Annotated in this window: 13 protein-coding genes and 1 tRNA gene; 5 read left to right on the top strand and 9 right to left on the bottom strand. The window is 53.0% G+C overall.

Annotated elements, in window-relative coordinates; genetic code table 11:
- Window positions 1-40: 40 nt before the first annotated feature.
- The 6 genes from rfbB to AC0AII_RS04920 all read right to left on the bottom strand — a co-directional run bounded on the left by rfbB (window position 41) and on the right by AC0AII_RS04920 (window position 8,964).
- Window positions 41-1,078 (bottom strand): dTDP-glucose 4,6-dehydratase, encoded by a 1,038-nt coding sequence (rfbB, locus tag AC0AII_RS04945; protein WP_490446457.1) that lies wholly within the window; start codon window positions 1,076-1,078, stop codon window positions 41-43.
- Window positions 1,079-1,083: 5 nt separating this feature from the next.
- Window positions 1,084-3,186, bottom strand: coding sequence for a glycosyltransferase (locus tag AC0AII_RS04940; RefSeq protein WP_490446344.1), 2,103 nt, complete (start codon window positions 3,184-3,186; stop codon window positions 1,084-1,086).
- A gap of 74 nt (window positions 3,187-3,260) precedes the next feature.
- Complete coding sequence (locus AC0AII_RS04935; RefSeq protein WP_267400491.1) at window positions 3,261-4,556, bottom strand: ABC transporter ATP-binding protein; 1,296 nt, start codon at window positions 4,554-4,556, stop codon at window positions 3,261-3,263.
- Window positions 4,556-5,398 (bottom strand): ABC transporter permease, encoded by an 843-nt coding sequence (locus AC0AII_RS04930; RefSeq protein ID WP_372338661.1) that lies wholly within the window; start codon window positions 5,396-5,398, stop codon window positions 4,556-4,558. The genes AC0AII_RS04935 and AC0AII_RS04930 overlap by 1 nt, the downstream gene beginning before the upstream one ends.
- A gap of 79 nt (window positions 5,399-5,477) precedes the next feature.
- Window positions 5,478-7,349: a glycosyltransferase family 2 protein gene (locus AC0AII_RS04925; RefSeq protein WP_463428010.1), complete on the bottom strand. Its 1,872-nt coding sequence runs from the start codon at window positions 7,347-7,349 to the stop codon at window positions 5,478-5,480.
- Between the two features lie 94 nt (window positions 7,350-7,443).
- On the bottom strand, window positions 7,444-8,964 hold the full coding sequence (locus AC0AII_RS04920) for a hypothetical protein (protein ID WP_267400485.1): 1,521 nt from the start codon (window positions 8,962-8,964) through the stop codon (window positions 7,444-7,446).
- A gap of 762 nt (window positions 8,965-9,726) precedes the next feature.
- Here AC0AII_RS04920 and AC0AII_RS04915 point away from each other — a divergent pair.
- A complete protein-coding gene (locus tag AC0AII_RS04915; RefSeq protein ID WP_490446343.1) occupies window positions 9,727-10,782 on the top strand; it encodes an acyltransferase family protein in 1,056 nt (351 codons plus the stop codon).
- 63 nt (window positions 10,783-10,845) lie between these two features.
- Window positions 10,846-11,868 carry a glycosyltransferase family 2 protein gene (locus AC0AII_RS04910; RefSeq protein WP_490446342.1) on the top strand — a complete coding sequence of 341 codons (1,023 nt, stop codon included), beginning with the start codon at window positions 10,846-10,848 and terminating at the stop codon, window positions 11,866-11,868.
- A 5-nt stretch (window positions 11,869-11,873) separates the two neighbouring features.
- Here AC0AII_RS04910 and AC0AII_RS04905 read toward each other — a convergent pair whose 3' ends face one another.
- Window positions 11,874-13,853: a DUF6541 family protein gene (locus tag AC0AII_RS04905; RefSeq protein WP_490446341.1), complete on the bottom strand. Its 1,980-nt coding sequence runs from the start codon at window positions 13,851-13,853 to the stop codon at window positions 11,874-11,876.
- A gap of 99 nt (window positions 13,854-13,952) precedes the next feature.
- Window positions 13,953-14,675: a metal-dependent transcriptional regulator gene (locus AC0AII_RS04900; protein ID WP_490446340.1), complete on the bottom strand. Its 723-nt coding sequence runs from the start codon at window positions 14,673-14,675 to the stop codon at window positions 13,953-13,955.
- A 176-nt stretch (window positions 14,676-14,851) separates the two neighbouring features.
- On the opposite strand from AC0AII_RS04900, the gene AC0AII_RS04895 reads away from it, so the two are divergent.
- From AC0AII_RS04895 to AC0AII_RS04885, 3 genes are all read left to right on the top strand, one after another.
- Window positions 14,852-16,294 (top strand): Nramp family divalent metal transporter, encoded by a 1,443-nt coding sequence (locus AC0AII_RS04895; RefSeq protein WP_490446339.1) that lies wholly within the window; start codon window positions 14,852-14,854, stop codon window positions 16,292-16,294.
- A gap of 321 nt (window positions 16,295-16,615) precedes the next feature.
- Window positions 16,616-18,058 (top strand): catalase, encoded by a 1,443-nt coding sequence (locus AC0AII_RS04890; protein WP_490446338.1) that lies wholly within the window; start codon window positions 16,616-16,618, stop codon window positions 18,056-18,058.
- A 126-nt stretch (window positions 18,059-18,184) separates the two neighbouring features.
- Window positions 18,185-18,272: transfer RNA gene (locus AC0AII_RS04885), tRNA-Ser, on the top strand.
- 606 nt (window positions 18,273-18,878) lie between these two features.
- On the opposite strand, the gene AC0AII_RS04880 is transcribed toward AC0AII_RS04885, so the two are convergent.
- Window positions 18,879-20,312: an MDR family MFS transporter gene (locus AC0AII_RS04880; protein ID WP_490446337.1), complete on the bottom strand. Its 1,434-nt coding sequence runs from the start codon at window positions 20,310-20,312 to the stop codon at window positions 18,879-18,881.
- Window positions 20,313-20,367: the final 55 nt, after the last annotated feature.

Below are 20,367 nucleotides of genomic sequence, written 5' to 3'. Positions count from 1 at the left end.
AGTCTCGACCTTGTCTCAGAAACAAAGCAGCAAGCTACATTCAGTGCCCCTGGATCTTGTAGCGACGCTCAGTTTTTTCTTTGGCGAGCCTCCACCAATCCTGATGCGAGGCGTACCAATCGATCGTATCCCTGAGCCCGTGCCGAAAATCATGGTGTCGAGGCCTCCAACCCAATTCCGACTGGATTCGGCTGGAATCCAAGGCATAACGCCGATCCACCCCCGGCCTGTTAGGTACTCTGTCGAAGGCATCAGGTTCCTGTCCCATCTCCTCTAGGATCATGGCTAGAACCTCCCGATTGCTGTATTCGTTATCCGCACTTATCAGATAGGTGGATCCCAATATCCCCCGGGTCAGAATGGTCCAAATAGCTTCACAGTTGTCCTGAACGTGAATCCAATCACGGGACTCCCGCCCTTCGCCATAGAGGCGGGGACGAATCCCTGCGAGAATATTGGTGATCTGACGGGGAATGAACTTCTCCACATGCTGGCGCGGTCCATAGTTATTAGAACAGTTGGAGATAGTCACCCGAGTCCCATAGGTACGCCACCAGGCCCTGACTAGATGGTCCGAAGCTGCTTTGCTAGCCGAGTATGGACTGGAAGGCCTGTAAGGACTTGATTCGTCGAAACGCCTGGAGTCACCAAAATCTAAATCGCCATAGACTTCATCCGTAGAAATATGGTGAAAGCGCAAATCATGTCGACGAACAGCTTGAAGAAGGATATAGGTGCCCTGGATGTTGGTTTTGATGAAGGGATCGGGAGATTGAATGGCGTTGTCGTTATGGGACTCGGCTGCAAAGTGAACGACGGTATCGATTCCGTATTCGCTGATAGCCCTCTCTACGGCTCCAGGATCGCAGATATCGCCCTTGACCAGAAAAGGGCCATTTGGACCCGTATCGGGAAGGCTACCAGGAATGGCCGCATAAGTAAGGGCGTCAAAGACCACAATCCTTGTGTTGGGATGGTGCTGGCCGACCCAACGCACGAAGTTGCTCCCAATGAATCCCGCCCCGCCAGTAACCATGAGGTTGCAGGGGCAAGTCTGATCACTCCCTATGCCGACCATAGTGGTCATTCGCTACCTATCTTGGACCCGGGTTTTCCATCTCTCTCGGAAGAATAGGGAATCACCTTCATGCCGCTATTGGCGAAAATTCGCTGCCAAGTATCAAGAGAGGCCAGGCCGTAATCACGATATTGGGCCGAAATTTCTTTCCAGTGCTTCCTGATAGTCAAAGCCAAACGGCAACCCTGACCCATCAGACGACGGAATTCGCTGTTGTCCCGTTTAAGCCAGGCTACCGAATCGCCATCTGGCGAAGTGACTAAGGCCGAATCTATGCCATCGAAAGCCACCCAGGTCCAAGCTGCGTCCTGAGCTGCTATGGAAGTGTCAGGCTGCTGGTCTCTTGTGGCGTCACGGTCAGTCAACACGGACTTGGCAAGGAGCTTTAACGCCACCAACATCCGATGTTTCCTACTCTGTGGCCGTTTACGCGGGGGTACGGTCTCATGATCAGGAGCCGGTAGAGACCAGAGATCCTTGGTAGTCTGCGCATCAGTGAAGCCCGCCCTGAGGCGGCGTACCTGGTCTAGCTTGGTGGGGAAAGTCTCAACGATATACTGCGGCCCTCTCAAAAGATCCTGAAGCGCCAAGTTGCGCAGAGCCATAGCTGAATAGGTAAAGCGCAGCCCCAGACTAGCATCCCCATACAAGGTTTCCGTCATGATTCGAGATACAGGCAACTCAGGTTCTAAGAGAAGGGCGGCCAACCACCGGTTGCGCTCCGTGTAGTACTCCTCCCAAGTACGCGCCGGATCCTTCTCATGCCAAGCTTGATGCCAGACCGCAACTCCCGGAAGACAGACCGTGGGATAGCCGGCATGCTGTGCCCGAAGACAATACTCAACATCGTCAAATTTAATGAAGACCGGTAGGGAGAGACCAATTTCCCTGATGACACTGATTGGTATCAGGCACATCCACCACCCATTGAAGTCCTCGTCAATACGCTGATGGCGTTCAGGGCAATCAGGAAGAGGCTCCAAGGCGAAATCATGGTTGTAACCCAGCCCTTGAGAAGGCTCCATCCACATACGTTTCCAGTTCAGCCGCTCCCCCTGAGTGTAGAGGACGGTCCGGTTGTCTAGGTGGAACATGCCTCCACCGACCAGCATGGGCTTGCATGCATAGTCGGCGAACTGAACTGCACGAAGGATAGACTCCGGCTCACTAATGGCATCGTCGTCCAGGAGGAGGACGTAGTCAGACCGACCGGCTTTGAGCGTCTCATACATGCCCCTCGAAAATCCGCCTGACCCTCCCAGATTCCGTTGGCGCATATAAGTCAGCTGGTCACCCAGAGACTGTGCCACGGCTCCGTACCCTTCTTGGTCACTGACGAATTCATTACCTTGGTCAGTGCAGTATATAGTATCCAATCGGCTACGGAGCTCAGTAGCAGCAGCAAGGTCCTGCAGCTGCCGCAAGCAATAGGGGGCGCGGTTAAAGGTAGTAATAGCGACGGATACACTGGTCTGGTGGGATGTGGTCCTGGCACGAATGGGTACTTGCCAGTCCGCATCCTTGATGGTCAAGGTATCACCCTTGCTGGCTTGTGCTTCCAGCCAGCAGTAACCGCCGTCAACCAGACCAGTCATAGGTATGTCCAGGGTAATGTGTTCTCCCTGTTCCGTCTGTCCATCCTGCTCGATCCGGACAGAACCGGCAGAGGTGAAAATACCCCGACCATTGGATTTCATGACTCGGACCTCACCGCGGCCCCAAACCATCAGGGTCAGCCTGACGGTATCGACTCTGGTCCAACGACGCCAGTAACCGGCTGGGAAGGCGTTGAAGAAAGTGCAGAGTGAGATCCGCCCACCGGCGTGGATACGCAGAGATCGCCTGGAGAGAAGGTCGAAGTCATTGGTGGTCACGCCTGCGCCGGTCCGCGTTAGAGCCTGGCCCACCAGCCGTTGATATTCAGACTGATTCATAGCATTCAGCCTGATGCGCTTCACATCCGTACGTGGATCCATAACCGTATTCGACAGGTGCGAAGGTGACCAGTCAATGGCATACAAAGGAAGCACCTCTTCCTGGTCACGCTCGGGAAAGACCACCCGGACCACACTTTCAAAACCTGTGTCTGCCATCTCTTGAACCTTCATGGGTCAAATACCTTCCCGCGGCACAGCCGCCGAATCGCCTCAAAATCATCCTATCCCGAGCACGAAGACGGGAATCACCCATCCACTTCGTCCACCTGGTCAGGGTCCAGGGCAGCTATGGTCAGTGCCCGATCGCTGAGGAGAGCATACTCTCCATTCCGCTTATTTCGTATAACAAAGTCACAGGCGTTCTCGTCCAGCGCCACCCCCACAGCGTCCGTCCCATGAGGATCGTTGGGATTGGGAGTGCGCAAAGACGTAATCAAACGGAACTCACCATTGTTAAAAACGTTCAGCGGAAGCTCGAAGTGAACGATCTGGTGGCCGTGGCGGCGCATACGCATAGTTTTTGGGCCTGTATCATAGGTAATGCCTCCCCGCCTGATGTCGTGCAGAGCTACAGCTAGATAGAAATCACCTGGCTGGTCGTACTGGTACTCGACATCGAACTTGAAAACGCCAGTACCGTCACTCACCTGCGGGGAAACTGGAATGGTCCTCAGAATAGGACAGCGATCGTTCAACCCGTTGGCGTAGCCTCCACGCTGAATCTGCATCTCGTGCTCCGCTGTACGCTCAGCTTCCAAATTAGCCAAGGTGTACTTATGAGAAACGGTCTCTGGATCTCCTAGTGCTTCCACCCGCCCGTCGGCGATCATCATGGCTCGGGTACAGTATTTCTTGACTGAACCCATATCATGAGTGACGAGGATGACAGTTTTTGTAGGGTCTTTCTTGATTTCAGTGAAATAATCATCGCACTTGCGCTGGAAAGCCTCATCCCCCACAGCCAGGACCTCATCCAGAACCAGGATATCCCCCTGGGCCTTGATGGCCACGGAAAAAGCCAAGCGGACCTGCATGCCAGAGGAATAGTTCTTAAGTTTCTGGTCCATGAAGTCATCAAGTTCAGCGAACTCAACGATGTCATCGTACATGGCATCCACTTGATCTCTGGTGAACCCGAGCAGGGCTCCGTTCAGGTAGACGTTCTCACGGCCAGTCAGTTCCGGGTTAAACCCTACACCCAGCTCGATGAAGGGGACCAGCTTGCCGACCACGTGGATGGAACCGTGCTCGGGGTAATAAATCTGCGAAATCAGCTTGAGCAGAGTAGATTTGCCGCCACCGTTACGCCCGACAATGCCGAAGAACTCCCCCTGATGAACCTCAAAGCTGATGTCCTGAAGAACCTGCTGCTTCTTATAACCTTTGATGCCCTTGGTCCAGTTAATGAATGCCTGTTTGAGACCAGTGGCCTGCTCTGTGGGGAGCTTAAAGTACTTGGAAACATGATCAACGGAAAGAACCACTGGTGCCTGTTGATAACGTTGCAGGACTTCTTCGTAGGTTTGATCATCGCTAGACATCACATGACCTCCGCGAATTTGCGACTGTTACGGCGGAACAGCCAGATACTAAACCAAAGCAGACCTAGGGTAATCACCAAGGGAATCATCATAATCCAAAAGCTGTGAAACTGGTTCCATATAGTAGGCTGAGTCTCAGGCGCAATGAAGTTGTGGCGGATGTCCTGAATGGATTGGGCTATGGGGTTAATCAACTCCAACCGAGCCAGAAAGGCCAGCCTGCCCCCACGATCAGTTACGTACTTCAGGGGGTAGATAATGGGCATAGCATAGAAAATCAGCTGCTGAAGCACTTCCCAAATGTGGGCGATATCGCGGTAGTAAACATACATGGTTGCCATGATCAACGTCATGGCCAGAGTGACCACGTAGAGCTCAGCCACATTGATCGGCAGGAAGATGATTCGCCAAGTGAAGTGAACCCTGCTGAAAAGAGCAAAGACAAGAACCACAACAAGGTTTATGGCATAGGAAATCATCGCCCCAATCGTGGCTGAAACTACCACGATATAGTTAGGAAAATGTATCTTGCGCAGAAGGTCACCGCGGTCTACCACGGAGCGTAGGCCCACATTCGTGGATTCAGTCACAAACTGCCAGGAGCTGATGCCCAGCAACAGGACAACCGGATAAGTCGCTGTTCCGTCTGACATACGCAGGAATCTGGCAAAAACCAGATACATGACGCAAAAAAGCATAAGCGGCTTGAGTACCGACCAGGCGATGCCCAGGAAAGAACCCTGGTACCGCAGCTTGAAATCAGTCTTTACCAAGCCGCGCAGCACGGTCAGCGCATACCCGTATCGGTCCCTGATCTTTTGCACAAGTTGTTTCACGTTCATTTCCTATCGACGACCGCACCACCATACTTCAGCACTCGGCCTGACATGCTATGAAACACTATTCACAGAAGGCGAATTTTCAGTCCATCTTCAGATATTTGCGCCAGAATCCCTGAGAGGTCAGCCGTGCACGATCATGGGCATAGTCGCGGCTAATCCTCTTGATATTGGCCCTATAATAGCGCAAATCCCTGGCATAGCGCTTCTTAATCCTGGCATACCGTTCAGGATCTTTAACACGTACAGCGCCCTTGCGGTTGTACCAATCCAGAACGATAAGTTTGTTTTTGCCGCGAATCGCCCCCGCCGGATAAACCCAGCCAAGCAGAGGAATGACTGCATAACCCTTTCCTTGGGTCTTAAGATAGCGCTGCCCATTATCGGTTACATAGTCCTCCAAGCGCTCCAGCGTGGTGCGAGGCTTGTTCCCATCAATCAATTGACGGTCGATTTGATTTAATCTGAGCCCCTTCGTTTCCGGATCCGCATCCAGCTGTCGCTGCAACTGATCGAAGTCCACCAGCTGCTCCTTGACACGATTCGCCCGGAGGAAGGTCTCTTCCGCCTTCCCTACTTGGCTGAAGAAACCTGGCCCTTTGAGAAAATCTTCGAAGGCATCCAAACAAAGTTCGGCGTTCTGATAACCGAACTTCTTCAGCTCCAACCGAATGTTGTTATGAAGCTCGCGCATGAAGTCAGAACTCTGGGCGACCCCGGTGGTCGCTTGGGCAATCATGGTATTACGAGTTGTCTGATACCGTTCTACGGCGGCGTTGTAACGCTCATGGAAGGACATATGCCAGATACACAGACCGTTCATTGTAATGAAGGGCGTCTTACAGCGCATTCCGTACTCTGCATCATCGGAACGCACGAAGAACGGCAGAGGCAAACCATTCTTGTCTATGACCGACAGAGGAATGCAGCAGTACCACCAAGCTGCATAAAGATTGGCCTTCATAACTTTGGTGGGTTTGAAGAGCTCATTGTAAATCAAATCTTCAAAGAGCACTAGACGCAGACCAGGCTTGCAGGGGGAAAAAGTACCTTCAGGCGTCATGTACCCGATGTCCTCCCATTGGTCCTCGCCTACCTCATAATTGAGCATGGCACCACTGATCATGGCTTTTTCGTAGCCTGGCTTGAGGATTCTCAGAAGGTTGTAGGTCCGCTTGATGCTTTCGGGAGACACATCCACATCATCATCCATGAGCAGGATGTTGGTGGCCCTGGGTTTCTGATCCATAGCAGCCAACATTCCCCGGGTAAAACCGCCTGCCCCGCCCACGTTGTCATTTGGAATAATCCGTATCCGTTCGCTGGTCAGAGCTGGAGCATCCAATGTACGGCCATTATCAATGACATACATGTGGAAGTGATCCGCAATGTCTTCACCGGATTCAACAATCTTTTTACGAACAAGACCGATATTGTGAGTGATGTAGCTCTCCTTCTTAAAGGTAGTGGTAGCCAGGGCCAGTTCCACTGACCGCTCATCGCCCTCATAATCCAGGGCATAGTATCCATTACGGATATAAACCTGCCCCTGAGTCTCGATGCTGAACCCGATCAGGACCATATCGTCTGTCACCTTCAATGGAATATCCAGATCCTGCCAAGTATCAGATGCCTCAACATGGAATTCGACCTCCTTGACGGGCACAGGGTGCACAGCAAAGGCATCGCCCATGGTTTGCATAACCGTGCAGTCGGCACCTCGTAGCTCCAGGTGCAGGGTATACCCAGTGGACCGGGTGTAACGCCGGAGCTTCATAACAGATAAGGAATTGAAGTATGTGTTGAAATCATAGAGCCCCGCTCTGTACATAGCCCATTCGCCCTCATGATCATCGTAAATCACCGGCTGATCAGAACGGCAGTAAAGGTCTGGGTAGGACACTGACCTCTGGTTGGCCTCCAAAATAATGTTGGCAAATTTCATGGTTGGCATACCTGTAGGCACCTCGTCTCAACAACCGAATTCATGCTTTACATTCGAAAAACATACATACGAATAATAACCCTAGGTCAAAACCCTCGATCATCTACACAAAGAGGAACCAGGAATAGACATCCCACCACAGTGAGGTTCCCTCAACAGCTTGAAGTTGGAGGAGGTTGAGGATAACTCCCAGAGCCATTCCAGCTGTGACCAATCCAATCATCACGCGCGAAAGCTCAGTAAATGCTCCAAGACATTCTGCACAGTCAGTTTCACCAGTCGAAACCACGTTTTTGGGCACATCTATTTTCCGCTCACTGTCAATGGACATAAACAGCATTGCAAAAAGAAGCATTAAAGCCCAACCCCAATCCACAAGATAACGTGCATCGTATCCAACCGCATGCACGTCGAAAAAGAAAACGACTACAGCATAAAAGCCTAAGAACCAGCAGAGTGAACTCACCCGATGCGTTTTCAGGCAGACACGCCATTTCGGCAACAAAAAAAGAATCAACGCAAAGGGAGCAATAGTGGTTAGATAACCGCCATAACTGTTCTGCATGGGTGCCCAAAGGGGGAGTGGCTGTGGTGTCTTAGCCACAAGGGGGAAGAAAGTAGAAATGACAGGGGGCTGCAGAAAATAGAGGAAAATCATAGGGAAAAGCTGGGTATAAGGAAGGCTGGAGTTGGGCATATCAAACCCGGTTAAATTATAATTCGACCCAAAATCCAGATAAGACCCGAAGCGTACCTTGTTATAGGCCAAGAGCGGTGCGAAAACCAGAAGAACAGGTAATAAGGCACAGGCCCATACTCCAGCCTCTCTAGCCAGCCCACGGACTCCTGTCCGTCCCTGCAACCAAAGACCGCGTATCTCCTCCCAGAAGAGGGGGATGGCCACAATAGCAGCCAGCATGAATTGAGGGCGACATCCCAAGGTCATTGCCATTGCCAAAGAACCCAAAGCCAACCAAGCCTTATTAAGACCTGACAATTTGGACTGTACCCAACAAGAAATAGCTATTAGGACAAAAGCCCGAGCCATGGTCTGAGGAATCTGGTAAAAGAGTCTCACCGGCACTAAGTTTATGATCTGTAGACCCATGAAAATAGCACAACTAATCAACATAACTGCACCCAGACTGCAAGATGACTTCGACCGAGAGAAAAGGCGGGCAATCTGAATGGCCACCACCATAGACATTATGGTGTTAATCAAAGCCAGGATTAAGATGGCAGAGCCCACCGATAGCTCGGCTCCAGTAATCATCTTAAATGGAGCAAACATAAAGAGCGCAGGAAGTACTCCGAAATAGCTGTAGTATTTTCCCGATTTAAAGGCCGTATCGAAAAGAATCGGCGTCCGATCTCTACCTGTCGCTGCGATCTGAGTCCTCGCCCAAGTATCATAGGGGTTCGAGAGCGCCGCTAAATCTTTATTGACCGGCATGTCTAAAGCAACGTGACCGTTGATGAGCGCATCAGCCATATGGTTATATTGGCCGTTGTCGAAAAATTGGCCGTTACCTAGCCGGTCAAGCCCGATGGGCGTATCGCTACCACCGGCTATTAACCACAATTTGATCACAGCGCATATTTCGATGATCAGAAGAATAAACATTCCGGCCCAACAGACTATATCTCCAGAGGCCAATCGACGCCTATAAAGAGGGGAATTCGGTCGGAAACAGATGATCATCAAAACCAAGACTGCTTCTAGGGCTACTCTCGGCCAAGATAAGCGAAAAGGTACACGAGGATTAACAGTGAAAGAGGGGATTGTAAACGTGTCATTGACATTGGCTTTATATATCAACCGAACATTAGTGGCACCGCCACCAATGTGTGAATACCTGGTCATCTCATTGTCAGGAGAGAACATAATAGGGGCTGTGGAATGGTACCAGCCGCTCTCGGTTGGCTTCTTAGTACTAGTAGTCCAGCTCAAGCTCTTAGCATCCGAACTTAAGCTACGTTGCTGCCTGCCAGTGCCCGGATTGAGATACAAGTATTCTATTCGATCAGAGGCTGAAATATCCATCCAAGCCTGCGCAGGGTCAGTAACCCTGGCCTTTCCATCCCCTATCTGAACCAAACCTGGACCCAGACCCTCATTGACAGCCTGGATGGGCATGGCGTTACGTGTCAACCAATAAGGCAGATTGAAGATGAAAACCTCTGCCGAAAAAGCTAGAAACACACACAATATGGGTACTAGTTGCTGCCGGATCAGAGTCCGTACCAAAAAAGTAGTCTTCGACCTTGGCAAATGCATAATGCGACATGATAGCCTTAGGGCACAACTATCGAAAGCAAGCTGGCAGGCGGGCGGTCAGATGCTGCTGTATGCATGCAAAGAGCGCGAAAGGCATCAAAAACGAATATGGCAAAGGTGAGAGTTCGGTATTTTGACATCGCGCGCGGGCTCGCCATCCTTGCTGTCATTCTGGGACACAGCACACTCAATGTGAACAGGCCCGAGAGCATGGACCACGTTTCGTTTCTTTTTTATAGTTGCTGTTTTTCTTTTCATATGCCTCTTTTCTTCGCACTTTCAGGGTTCTTTTCCCATCCGGAAAGCAAGTTTGCCTGGCGCAAGGAAATCAGAGAGCTTCTAGTTTCCTACGGATTGACCTCATTTATGGTGATCATTTGCAATGTTCTGCTTGCGTTGCCTTTACACAGATCCATCCTGGATTCCCTAGTGATCTGGACCAAGGCTTCTATCTACGGTGCCGGGGCACCGGTAGACGGATTATTCTGGTCTGTCCACCACAGCATAGGGGCCATATGGTTCCTCTTGGCACTCTTTTGGGCACACCTCTTGGTCAACCTGGCAGTACACCTCCCCTATACATTTATCTGGATTGCCCTTTTCTTCTCCATAGGCTATACAAGTGCCCACATAGGTTGGCTACCCTGGAGCATCCAAGCAGGCATGGCTGCCGCCACTTTCGTTTACCTGGGTCACCTAGCCCATCAACTCAATCTGCAGAAAATCTTGATCCAGTATCCTTGGCTATGGATCATCCCCTCTATTGCTTGGGTGGCATCTATTTGGAGATTTAGCGGCTTCAGCATGGCAGTCAACCAATACGGGAAAATTCCCCTTCTGACGTTTCTGGGTGCATTAAGCGGTACCGTCTGCGTGGTTGGCCTGTCTAAGTTGATCGATTCAAACCTGCCTTTGATAAATTCAGTACTAGCCAAATTGGGCCGATACACACTGGCCATACTTTGCGTGCATCTCCTAGAGGACGACGTCTTGCCGTGGGAAATCATTATCCCACGAGTGCTGAATCAATTTACCTCGCTCGCAGCGACTCTGATTATCTTCACTGTCCGTCTAATCTTTGATCTACTAATGGCTCTTTGTCTCCACCAAATACCTGTCATAAATCGCGTTTTCTTCCCCGAACTAGCTAAAAGGCAGGCCTAAGCGAGTACCACAAGGTTCTCAGGACGTAAGACGCGGTCGTCAGCTATACTTGCATTTGTGCCTATGTCGAACGAGAACCATATGGATGTCGCCGTGCTTATACCCTGCTACAACGAAGCCAGCACAGTAGGCAAAGTAGTCGACGATTTTCGCCTCTATCTACCCGAAGCACGCATTTATGTCTATGATAACAATTCAACTGATGAAACAGCTTCGATAGCTGAAACACATGGTGCCATAGTCCGCCACGAGCCAAGACAAGGTAAGGGGAACGTGACCAGGGCTATGTTCTGCGACATCGACGCTGACATCTATATCATGGTGGATGGCGATGACACCTACCCTGCCGAGCAGGCCCCGGCCATGGTCCAGAAAATCATCGATGGCTATGATATGGTTATCGGCGACAGGCTCAGCTCAACCTATTTCACTGAGAATAAGCGACCTTTCCATAACTTCGGGAACAGACTGGTAAGACGAGCCATTAACTGGTGCTTCCATGCCAACATCAACGACATAATGACCGGTTTTAGGGCTTTCTCCTTCGCTTATGTCAAAACCTTCCCTATCCTCTCGACCGGGTTCGAAATCGAAACCGAAATGACAATCCAAAGCCTTGATAAGAATCTTCGTCTTTATGAGATGCCGGTCAAGTACCGAGATCGCCCCCATGGCTCGGTCAGTAAGCTGAACACCTTTGGTGACGGGATGAGGGTCCTATCTACAATTTTCCAAATGATACGGCAGTATCGGCCCATGTCCTTCTTCGGTTCCTGCGGATCTATCCTGACTGTGCTAGGCCTAGGATTTCTGATCTCTGTCATCATCGATTTCTGGAGGACAGGCGTAGTCATGCGATTTCCCACATTGGTCTGCTCGGTGCTCCTGATCTTGATGGGACTGCTTGGTATCTTCACTGGCGTCATCTTGGATATCCTTGCTAGGAACGACCGGAAATCATACATTCGCAACACGAACACCTTCACCTACCTACGCAGGAGGGAAAAGTCTGTTGAGGATGTTCCGAAGAAAGAGGACACACAAAAAGAGCTTGTCAGTAAAACTGAACCTATCGGGAGACGCTAGATAAATCAACGGCAGGCAAGCCTATACAAAGCCCAATTTGTCTTGGCCGAATCTCCATCACTGTAATCACGGATCAGCTTCAGAGCGCCTTGGTTGACATATCTATCGATAATCGACTGGTCATGGAACGGCAGGTACTGATCCTTATAGGTAAACATGAGCAGACTGTCGGCCTGATCTCCCATCGCCAGGAAATAGACGGACGTCGGTGCAGAGCGAGGACTTTCGGGAGCGTAATTGGTTTGAACAGGGCAGGCTCTATCTAACAAAATATTCCTGTCACCCGAAGCGAAAGCCTCTTCCACCTGCCCAAAGATGGCCCCGTGCTTGGTGTGCATGGGGTTATAGACAGGGTAGAGCATATTGGTTCCGTTCAACGTCATCCCATACATTGATCCGTTCATGGGATCAGAGATGACGACCGCATCAGGTTCGATTCGAGTAGCCAAATCATCCAGGACCTGCTTCTTCTGGGTGGTTAGCTGGGCACCTTGGGTAGTGCTGAACAGCCTTGTGGTGTCAGCAATCTGACCAGCCATTTCGATGCGTATCGGGTTTGAAAAGTTAGCTAAGAGAACCAGAATGACCATCAGACTCGAAAGCACCCAAGGCATCAGCCCCTCGGCTGCGCAGTCAACGGACGGAATCGTCCTACGAAGCAAGTCAGGACCATTGACAAGCAGACAATCCGCCCCAAAGGCCAGAAGGGGCACTACAGCAAAAGGTATCATGCTAACAGTCCTTGTCTCCCCCCGGTACCAAGCAGCCGTCAACAAGTTAGCAATAGACCCGGTTAGGGATGCGCTACAGACGAATATCAAGCCCACAAGCAGAAATGTCAGCACTAGGGCAGCCCCAAGCCATTTGCGTTCTTCCGATAAAAATAGAGAAGAAAAAAGAGCCAAGCAGACCATCAAGCCCATACTCACCCCTGCCAATCCGGACATCCCATCACCAATCACGATTCCCAAGGCACCCGACAAAGAACGGGTGGGCTGGAAAGTATGGAACCAGGTGGACGGGTGAAAGTAATTCTTGCCTGGGTCGCGATACATGACATATGCGCCGAAGAGTCCCCCGGCTGCCAGGACAAGAGCAAGTATGAAGAGAAGAAACTTCCTGGGAAGCTTGATAAGAGCAAAGAATCCCACCAGAACAAGGTATGTGAAGGCGACACGAGGCTGAGCAAAGCAAATCATTAAGAATAACGCAAGGACGATCAGAATCCAACGGACCAAGGCGCGAGACCGCCCAGGATCGACCCCGGTCAGAAGATCCATAAGCCTGAGACTTCCATAAAGTAGAAAAGGCAGGATGCAGGATGCGAATCCATAGGCGATCAGAGGACCAGCTCTGAGAAACCAGAAAGGAAAAGCAGCAGAAGACACTGACAAAACGGGGACCAGAAAGCTGATAACCTCCTTACCCCAGCCTCTGCTCTTCTGGAGAAAGTAGGAGCACCAGAGTGCCATGCCAGCAGGAAAAATCAGGCCAGAAGCCACAATCCATACGATATTCAAGGAAGCGAAAATATTAAGACCAGACCCGAACATAGAGGAGATGCTGATCAATGCATAGACCAGGAGATGGAAGAGGGGTGGGTAGAAGGAGCCGTTCGGATTGAGGGTCAGGGCCGCGGAAACCCCATTGCGCATAAGTTTGCGGATGAAGTAATAGTGGGACGGGGCATCGATCTCCTGAATCGGCAGTGTCCACATGGATTGGCTTTTAGGAAACCAGATCAGAACAATTAGAAATGCTAAACAGATACCCAGAAACGATGCCAGCCATTTAGATGTCTTAATTCGTTTAATTAGAGGAAGTTGGACCTCATCGGCGGTATCTGTCTGGTTTGATGAAAGTGGCTGTTCCAAAATCTCCGACGAACCTATTGCGTCCGAGACACCGTAAGTATTGTCAAAATTGGGAGAAATACTCAAAACCTGGCCACCCCGTGAGCTCAATCTTGTCAACCGCCTAATCATAGTTGCTCCTTGCCTTCGCTTTTTCGGACCTCGCCCCTGTCAGTACAACTTTGAACATGCTGGCGAGGCATGGCGAATAACAACGCTTTCGGGATTTTACTATTTAGATTCTTTATGCGTTAACAGACTAACTTGAATACGGTTGGCTTGATCAGGCATCAGTTCTAAAACGTCCGACATTTCATCTGCACGCTGTACAGCCGCAGGAACTTGCTCTGATCGTATACTAATCAATCCTCTTCTGTTTTGTGATATAGCTAGTACACAGCCCGGATTTATCCCTCTCTCACCGAGGTATCGGAGGAAATCAGGATCTTCGTCGCTGACTCGTTGCACCCTTACCGTCGTCCCTGCAGATACTTCCGAGAGAGGCCTTGTGGTTGTAGGTATTGGCGGCAGGTCCCCCTCAGGTGAGGGTATGGCATCTCCATGCGGATCCATGGTGGGGTGCCCCAGATAGTCATCGATGCGGTCGACCATCTTGTCGGAGACAGCGTGCTCAAGGCTGTCCGCTTCCTCATGCACCTCATCCCAGCCGTAGCCGAGGACCTGCACCAGGAAGGTCTCCAGCAGCCTGTGGCGTCGGACCATAATGACCGCATAGCGACGACCGGTCTCGGTCAGCTCCACCTTGCCATAAGGCCTGTGAGTGACCAGACCGGCATCGACCAGACGCCCCAGCGCACCCGAGACCGTCGACTGTTTCATGCCCGTCCTTTCGGCCACCGCAGTGGGCTGGACAGGGCCCTTGTCCCATTCCTGAAGGTCCCAGATGACCTTGAGATAATCCTGGGCGCTGGAAGACAGTTCGGCAATTCCCATGTTCCACAGTCTATAGCACAGATCCATGGCGCGACCCGCGAGCACACCCTGCAGGCATATTTTGAGATTGTCACAGATCACCTCTGGTATTCTTCATCAAGCGCCATTAGACTTCGAAGGGTCGAAGTCTATAGACAGCCGCGCGACCGCCATGGTCCAGAATCAAGGAAGGTGACATGCCGAACACTCAGACCCGACCCGCCTCAGGGTCCGCCAGTCCAGCCGGATCCGAAGTCAGGACTCCGCCGTCCAGTCGGCAGCACCAATCCCATCCCATCATTGAGACGGCCAATGGGCGCTCCCTGGAGGAGATCAACGCCACGGTCTCCGTACCCAACTCAACCTCCTCCTTCTGGAAGAACCTGGCAGCCTTCTCCGGCCCGGGCGCCCTGGTGGCAGTCGGCTACATGGATCCCGGCAACTGGATCACCTCCATTGGCGGCGGCGCCCAGTATGGCTACCTGCTCATGAGCGTCATCCTGATCTCCAGCCTGATCGCCATGATGCTGCAGTACATGTCGGCCAAGCTGGGAATCGTGACTGGTCTGGACCTGGCCCAGGCCACCCGCCAGCACACCAGTCGCCGACTCAGCTTCGTCCTTTGGATCTGCACGGAGCTGGCTGTGATGGCTACCGACATCGCCGAGGTGATCGGCGGGGCCATCGCCCTGAAACTGCTCTTCGGCATTCCGCTGATCCTGGGCGTGACGCTGACCGTGCTGGATGTGCTCATCCTCCTGCTGCTGACCAAGATCGGCTTCCGCCGCATCGAAGCCATCGTGGCCACCCTGATCCTGGTCATCATGGCGGTCTTCCTTTACGAGGTCTTCCTGGCCAGGCCCGACATGCCCGCAGTCTTCCGCGGCTTCATCCCCGACAAGGCCATCCTGGGCAACGGACAGCTGACCATGGCTCTGGGCATCGTGGGCGCCACGGTCATGCCCCACAACCTTTACCTGCACTCATCCATCGTTCAGACCCGCGACTTCGACCGCAGCGACGACCGTCAGGTTGCCAACGCGGTCCGCTTCGCCACCTGGGATTCCAACATCCAGCTGTCCGCCGCCTTCGTGGTCAACTGCCTGCTGCTGATGCTGGGTGCAGCCATGTTCTTCGGACACGGCGAGGGGCTGGATACCTTCACTGCCCTCTACAACGCCCTTGGCGACAAGACCATCGCCGGCCCGGTCGCCTCCGGTCTGCTCTCCACCCTCTTCGCTGTGGCCCTGCTGGCCTCCGGTCAGAACTCGACCATTACCGGCACTCTGACCGGACAGATCGTCATGGAGGGCTTCATCCGCATGAGGATTCCTCTCTGGCTGCGCAGGCTGGTCACCCGTGTGATCTCCATCATCCCCGTGCTGATCTGCACCATCGCCTTCGGCGGTAAGGAGTCCGCCCTGGATAATCTGCTGGTCTACTCCCAGGTCTTCCTGTGCGTGGCCCTGCCCATATCCATGATCCCCCTGGTCTGGTACACCTCCTCCAAGAAGATCATGGGCAAGTATGCCAACCCTCGATGGATGGCCTTCCTGGCCTGGATTGTCGTGGCTGTCCTGACCGGGCTTAACCTCCAGCTGGTCATCCAGGATGTGGGCGAACTGATACAGATGCTCTGAGCACCAGTGCTCTGATGAGAGCCGTCGCCGTTTGCCGATTGAATGAGGCATCGTCGGCGGCTCTCTTGTAATTCCGCCCGCAACAGACACATCACTCTTCGTCGTCATGAGCATCTTGCTCGATTAGTGACATATCTGACTCTCGCTCAGCGCGCATATCCACCAACTCAATCCCCAGTCAGATACGGTGGAGAATAGCAGGATTTTATCAAGAGTCCTGTCATCAGCGATCGAGTGGTCAACCAGGAGCTGGGTCGCAGACCTGGCCAGCTTGGGACTGTCAATCGCAAAACTCATAGAGGTCAGAGGAATCGAGCAGACATGAACGACAAACTTACTACCAACGAAGGGCAGCCTTGGGCAGACAACAACCATAGCCAGACGGCGGGCACCCGCGGACCCATCCTCATGCAGGACTACCAGCTCCTCGAAAAGCTGGCTCACTTCAACCGCGAGCGCATACCAGAGCGCGTAGTCCACGCCAAGGGGGCTGGGGCCAAGGGAACCTTCACCTTGACCAAGGACATGAGCGCCTACACCAAGGCCGACGTATTCAACGGTGCAGGCAAGACCACGCCCATTCTGCTGCGCTTCTCCCAGGTGGCCGGCGAATCCGGCTATCCCGACACCCTGCGTGACGTGCGCGGTTTCGCCCTGCGCTTCTACACGCAGGAGGGCAACTACGACGTGGTGGGCAATAACACGCCCATATTCTTCGTCAACGACCCCCTGAAGTTCCCCGACTTCATCCACTCGCAGAAGCGCGACCCGGCCACCCACCTGCGCAGCCAGGAGATGCAGTGGGACTTCTGGTCACACTCCCCTGAGTCTGTCCACCAGGTCACCTATCTGATGGGTGACAGGGGCAACCCTGCCAGCTACCGGAACATGAACGGCTACGGAAGCCACACCTTCAAGTGGGTCAACGCGAAAGGCGAGCAGTTCTGGGTCAAGTACCACTTCCTGAGCGAGCAGGGCGTGAAGAACATGACCGACGAGACCGCCGCCAAGGTCGCCTCCGAGGACACGGACTTCCTCCTGCATGATCTTTACGATGCCATCGACAGGGGCGACTACCCCAAGTGGAAGGTCTGCGTGCAGATCCTGCCCTACCAGGAGGGCCTGGACTACAAGGACGATATCTTCGACGTGACCAAGGTGGTCTCCAAGAAGGACTATCCGCGCATTGAGATAGGCGAGTTCGTGCTGGATACCAACCCGACCAACTACTTTGATGATGTGGAGGAAGCCGCCTTCTCCCCCGCCAACTTCGTCCCTGGCATTGAGCCTTCCCCCGACAAGCTGCTGCAGGGCCGTCTTTTCGGGTACAAGGACGCCGAACGTTACCGTCTGGGCGCCAACTACGAACAGCTGCCCATCAACCGCCCGGTCAGCGAGGTCCACAACTACGAGCGCGATGGGTTCATGTCCCAGGGTCAGGATGGATCGGTCAACTACGAGCCCAACAGCAAGGGCGGCCCCGTGGAAGACAACGATGCCAAAATGCACAGCGATGCCGTCCAAGGGCAGACCGAGTACTCCCGCCCCTATGACAATGACTACTATTCCGCGGCCGGCCGTCTCTATAGGCTGATGAGCCCAGAGGAGAAAGACCGCCTGATACAGACCATCAAGAACACCCTGGGCTCTGTCGATGACCAGGAGATCCAGGTTCTCGAGACCAGGCAGTTCTACCAGGCCGACCCGGATTACGGCCAGCGCGTGGCTGAGGCTCTTGGCCTTTCCATGGATCAGATCAAGTAACACAGAAACAGGGCGGAAACTGCCGGCGACACGTCTGGACTGGCCTGCAATCCCCGCCCTGTGTTACTATTTCTTAGTTGCCTTGATCAGGGTCACATAGACTACGACCCCATTCATTGCAGCCTTGGAGGATTCGCCTAGTGGTCTATGGCGCACGCTTGGAAAGCGTGTTGGGTTCACGCCCTCACGAGTTCGAATCTCGTATCCTCCGCCAGCAGAGTCTTGGACAGTGACCCAAGACTCTTTTTGTATACGCAATATCGGCATCACCATCCTTTGCGCTGTCTATCCTGTTCCTTTCCACTATGTCTGGTCTTAGCAGGTCGTTTACTATAGTGAGCTAGGCGGTCTTGTTACGATAAGGCGCCCGATCACCTAAGTACTTGGCAAGACAGGGATGTCTGGAGGCGACAAGACGCTGCGAGCAGAGCGAGACAAAGAAAGTTCAAGGCCATGCCGTTGAAGACTTACGGCAAACGCGAGAGAGGATACGCTCAGCCCCGTCACCGGCTACAAGTTGGCACCCATAGATCTTTGCGACGGGTGATCTTACTTAAGCGAATCACCGGTCGCTTCCTGGACAGGCTGATAGGCGCCTCTTCTGGTCTGAGCGCTGAGTGCGTCCACAGCAGACTGAAGGTTATGCGATCTGCAAATGCAATGATCGGCATCATATCAATTTCCATTTCGTACATCTATATAAGCGTCATACCTTTTTAAGTATCAAATTATGACCGATGCCTGTATCCCTGCTCGTTGGCATCATGAGCCAATCGATGTCAGCAACGGTGCCTGCTTTGAAAGCGAAAAGACACCTTTCTTACTCAGTCGCAGTTCTATTCGGTTTAAGGAAGAGCGAGCCGCATAGGCCGATCAGGGCTATGACTGCAAGGAAGATGAAGGCCCATTGGTAGCCCTGGTCGAGAGCTTGGGCTGGAGTGGCTCCGCTGAGACTGCCGCGCTGAGCGCCGATGGTGACGATCATCATGGCTGCAGCTGTACCCAGCGAACCGCCCACCTGACGGACAGTCGAGGCAGCCGCGTTGCCATGAGCCGTAAGTTCCGTCGGCAGAGCGTTGATGCCCTCGGTGAAAGTAGTCATCATGACCAGTGCCACTCCTGCCAGGCGCAGAGCATAACAGGAGGCGATAACGATAAGACTGGTAGCGGTGCCGAACCATATCATCGGCAAGGTCCCGGCCAACAGCACCGCATACCCCAAAAGGGAAATCTTCCTCGCCCCGATTCTTTGGTAGATCATCCCGGAGAGAGGGTTGAATATGCCCATGACGATGGCTCCCGGCAACATGACCAGACCAGAGGTGAGCGCGCTTGACCCGCGCGTATTCTGGAGGTACAGGGGAAGCACCAGCTCCACCCCTACCATGGCAATGTTGCTCAAGGTGCTGAGCAGACTGGTCAGGTTGAAAGTAGCGTTCGTGAAAACACGCAAATTCACCAGCGGCGACTCCAGACGCAGCTGGCGCCGGCAGAACAGGATTACTACCAGCACGCCAGCAAGCAGCAATCCCAAGTCAAGCACTGACGCACCACCCGCGTCCCCTATGGCGGACAGGGCATAAAGAATGAGCCCGAAACCTAGGCAGGAATATACCACGGAAGGCACGTCCAGCCGGGTTCTCACTTGCCGGTTGACCGTGTAGACCAGGAAAAACGACGCCACCAGGATCGCGGCACTCAAGGCGGCAAGCAGCACAAACAAGGCCCTCCAGGACCAGTGCTCCAAAACAAACCCCGAGAGCGTGGGGCCAACCGTGGGACCCAAGGCCACCACCAGACCCACCACGCCCAAGGCCACACCGCGCCTGTCAGGCGGGAAAAGCAGCAGTACCACATTCTGAATGAAAGGCATCAGCGATCCAGCGGCCACAGCCTGGATGATTCTGCCCACCAACAGCAGCGGGAAATGCCCTTCGGAGAAGATACAGACCAGGGAGCCAGTCAAAAAAATAGCCATCATGGCCATGAAGGTGTGCTTGGACCGGAAGTTGGAAAACACCCAAGCCGATACAGGTATCATCAGCCCCACGACCAGCAGATAGGAGGTGCTCAGCCACTGTGCGGTGGATTGGGACACATGGAATTCCGCCATGATGGTGGGCAGAGCATTGTTAAGGAAAGTCTCCGCCATCAAGGCCAGGAAAGCCCCCGCCAAAAGCGTGCCCATCATCGCAGTGCGACTTCCCTCAGCCCCTCCTTGGCTGCCTTCTCCCTTGGCGCCATCCTTATTCATATTGCATCCTCTCCGTCCTTCACCGGCTCGGGCCAAAGCCTGCGTGATCCGACTA

This window comes from Bifidobacterium sp. VU/mBH4 (B4), assembly GCF_058199535.1.
This window is presented reverse-complemented; position numbering and strand designations above follow the sequence as displayed.

Excerpts from the sequence above, each read along its gene's own strand:
- rfbB (WP_490446457.1), bottom strand. The coding sequence starts at position 1,078 with ATGGTCGGCATAGGGAGTGATCAGACTTGCCCCTGCAACCTCATGGTT.
- AC0AII_RS04940 (WP_490446344.1), bottom strand. The coding sequence starts at position 3,186 with ATGAAGGTTCAAGAGATGGCAGACACAGGTTTTGAAAGTGTGGTCCGG.
- AC0AII_RS04935 (WP_267400491.1), bottom strand. The coding sequence starts at position 4,556 with ATGTCTAGCGATGATCAAACCTACGAAGAAGTCCTGCAACGTTATCAA.
- AC0AII_RS04930 (WP_372338661.1), bottom strand. The coding sequence starts at position 5,398 with ATGAACGTGAAACAACTTGTGCAAAAGATCAGGGACCGATACGGGTAT.
- AC0AII_RS04925 (WP_463428010.1), bottom strand. The coding sequence starts at position 7,349 with ATGCCAACCATGAAATTTGCCAACATTATTTTGGAGGCCAACCAGAGG.
- AC0AII_RS04920 (WP_267400485.1), bottom strand. The coding sequence starts at position 8,964 with ATGTTTATTCTTCTGATCATCGAAATATGCGCTGTGATCAAATTGTGG.
- AC0AII_RS04915 (WP_490446343.1), top strand. The coding sequence starts at position 9,727 with ATGGCAAAGGTGAGAGTTCGGTATTTTGACATCGCGCGCGGGCTCGCC.
- AC0AII_RS04910 (WP_490446342.1), top strand. The coding sequence starts at position 10,846 with ATGTCGAACGAGAACCATATGGATGTCGCCGTGCTTATACCCTGCTAC.
- AC0AII_RS04905 (WP_490446341.1), bottom strand. The coding sequence starts at position 13,853 with ATGATTAGGCGGTTGACAAGATTGAGCTCACGGGGTGGCCAGGTTTTG.
- AC0AII_RS04900 (WP_490446340.1), bottom strand. The coding sequence starts at position 14,675 with ATGGGAATTGCCGAACTGTCTTCCAGCGCCCAGGATTATCTCAAGGTC.
- AC0AII_RS04895 (WP_490446339.1), top strand. The coding sequence starts at position 14,852 with ATGCCGAACACTCAGACCCGACCCGCCTCAGGGTCCGCCAGTCCAGCC.
- AC0AII_RS04890 (WP_490446338.1), top strand. The coding sequence starts at position 16,616 with ATGAACGACAAACTTACTACCAACGAAGGGCAGCCTTGGGCAGACAAC.
- AC0AII_RS04880 (WP_490446337.1), bottom strand. The coding sequence starts at position 20,312 with ATGAATAAGGATGGCGCCAAGGGAGAAGGCAGCCAAGGAGGGGCTGAG.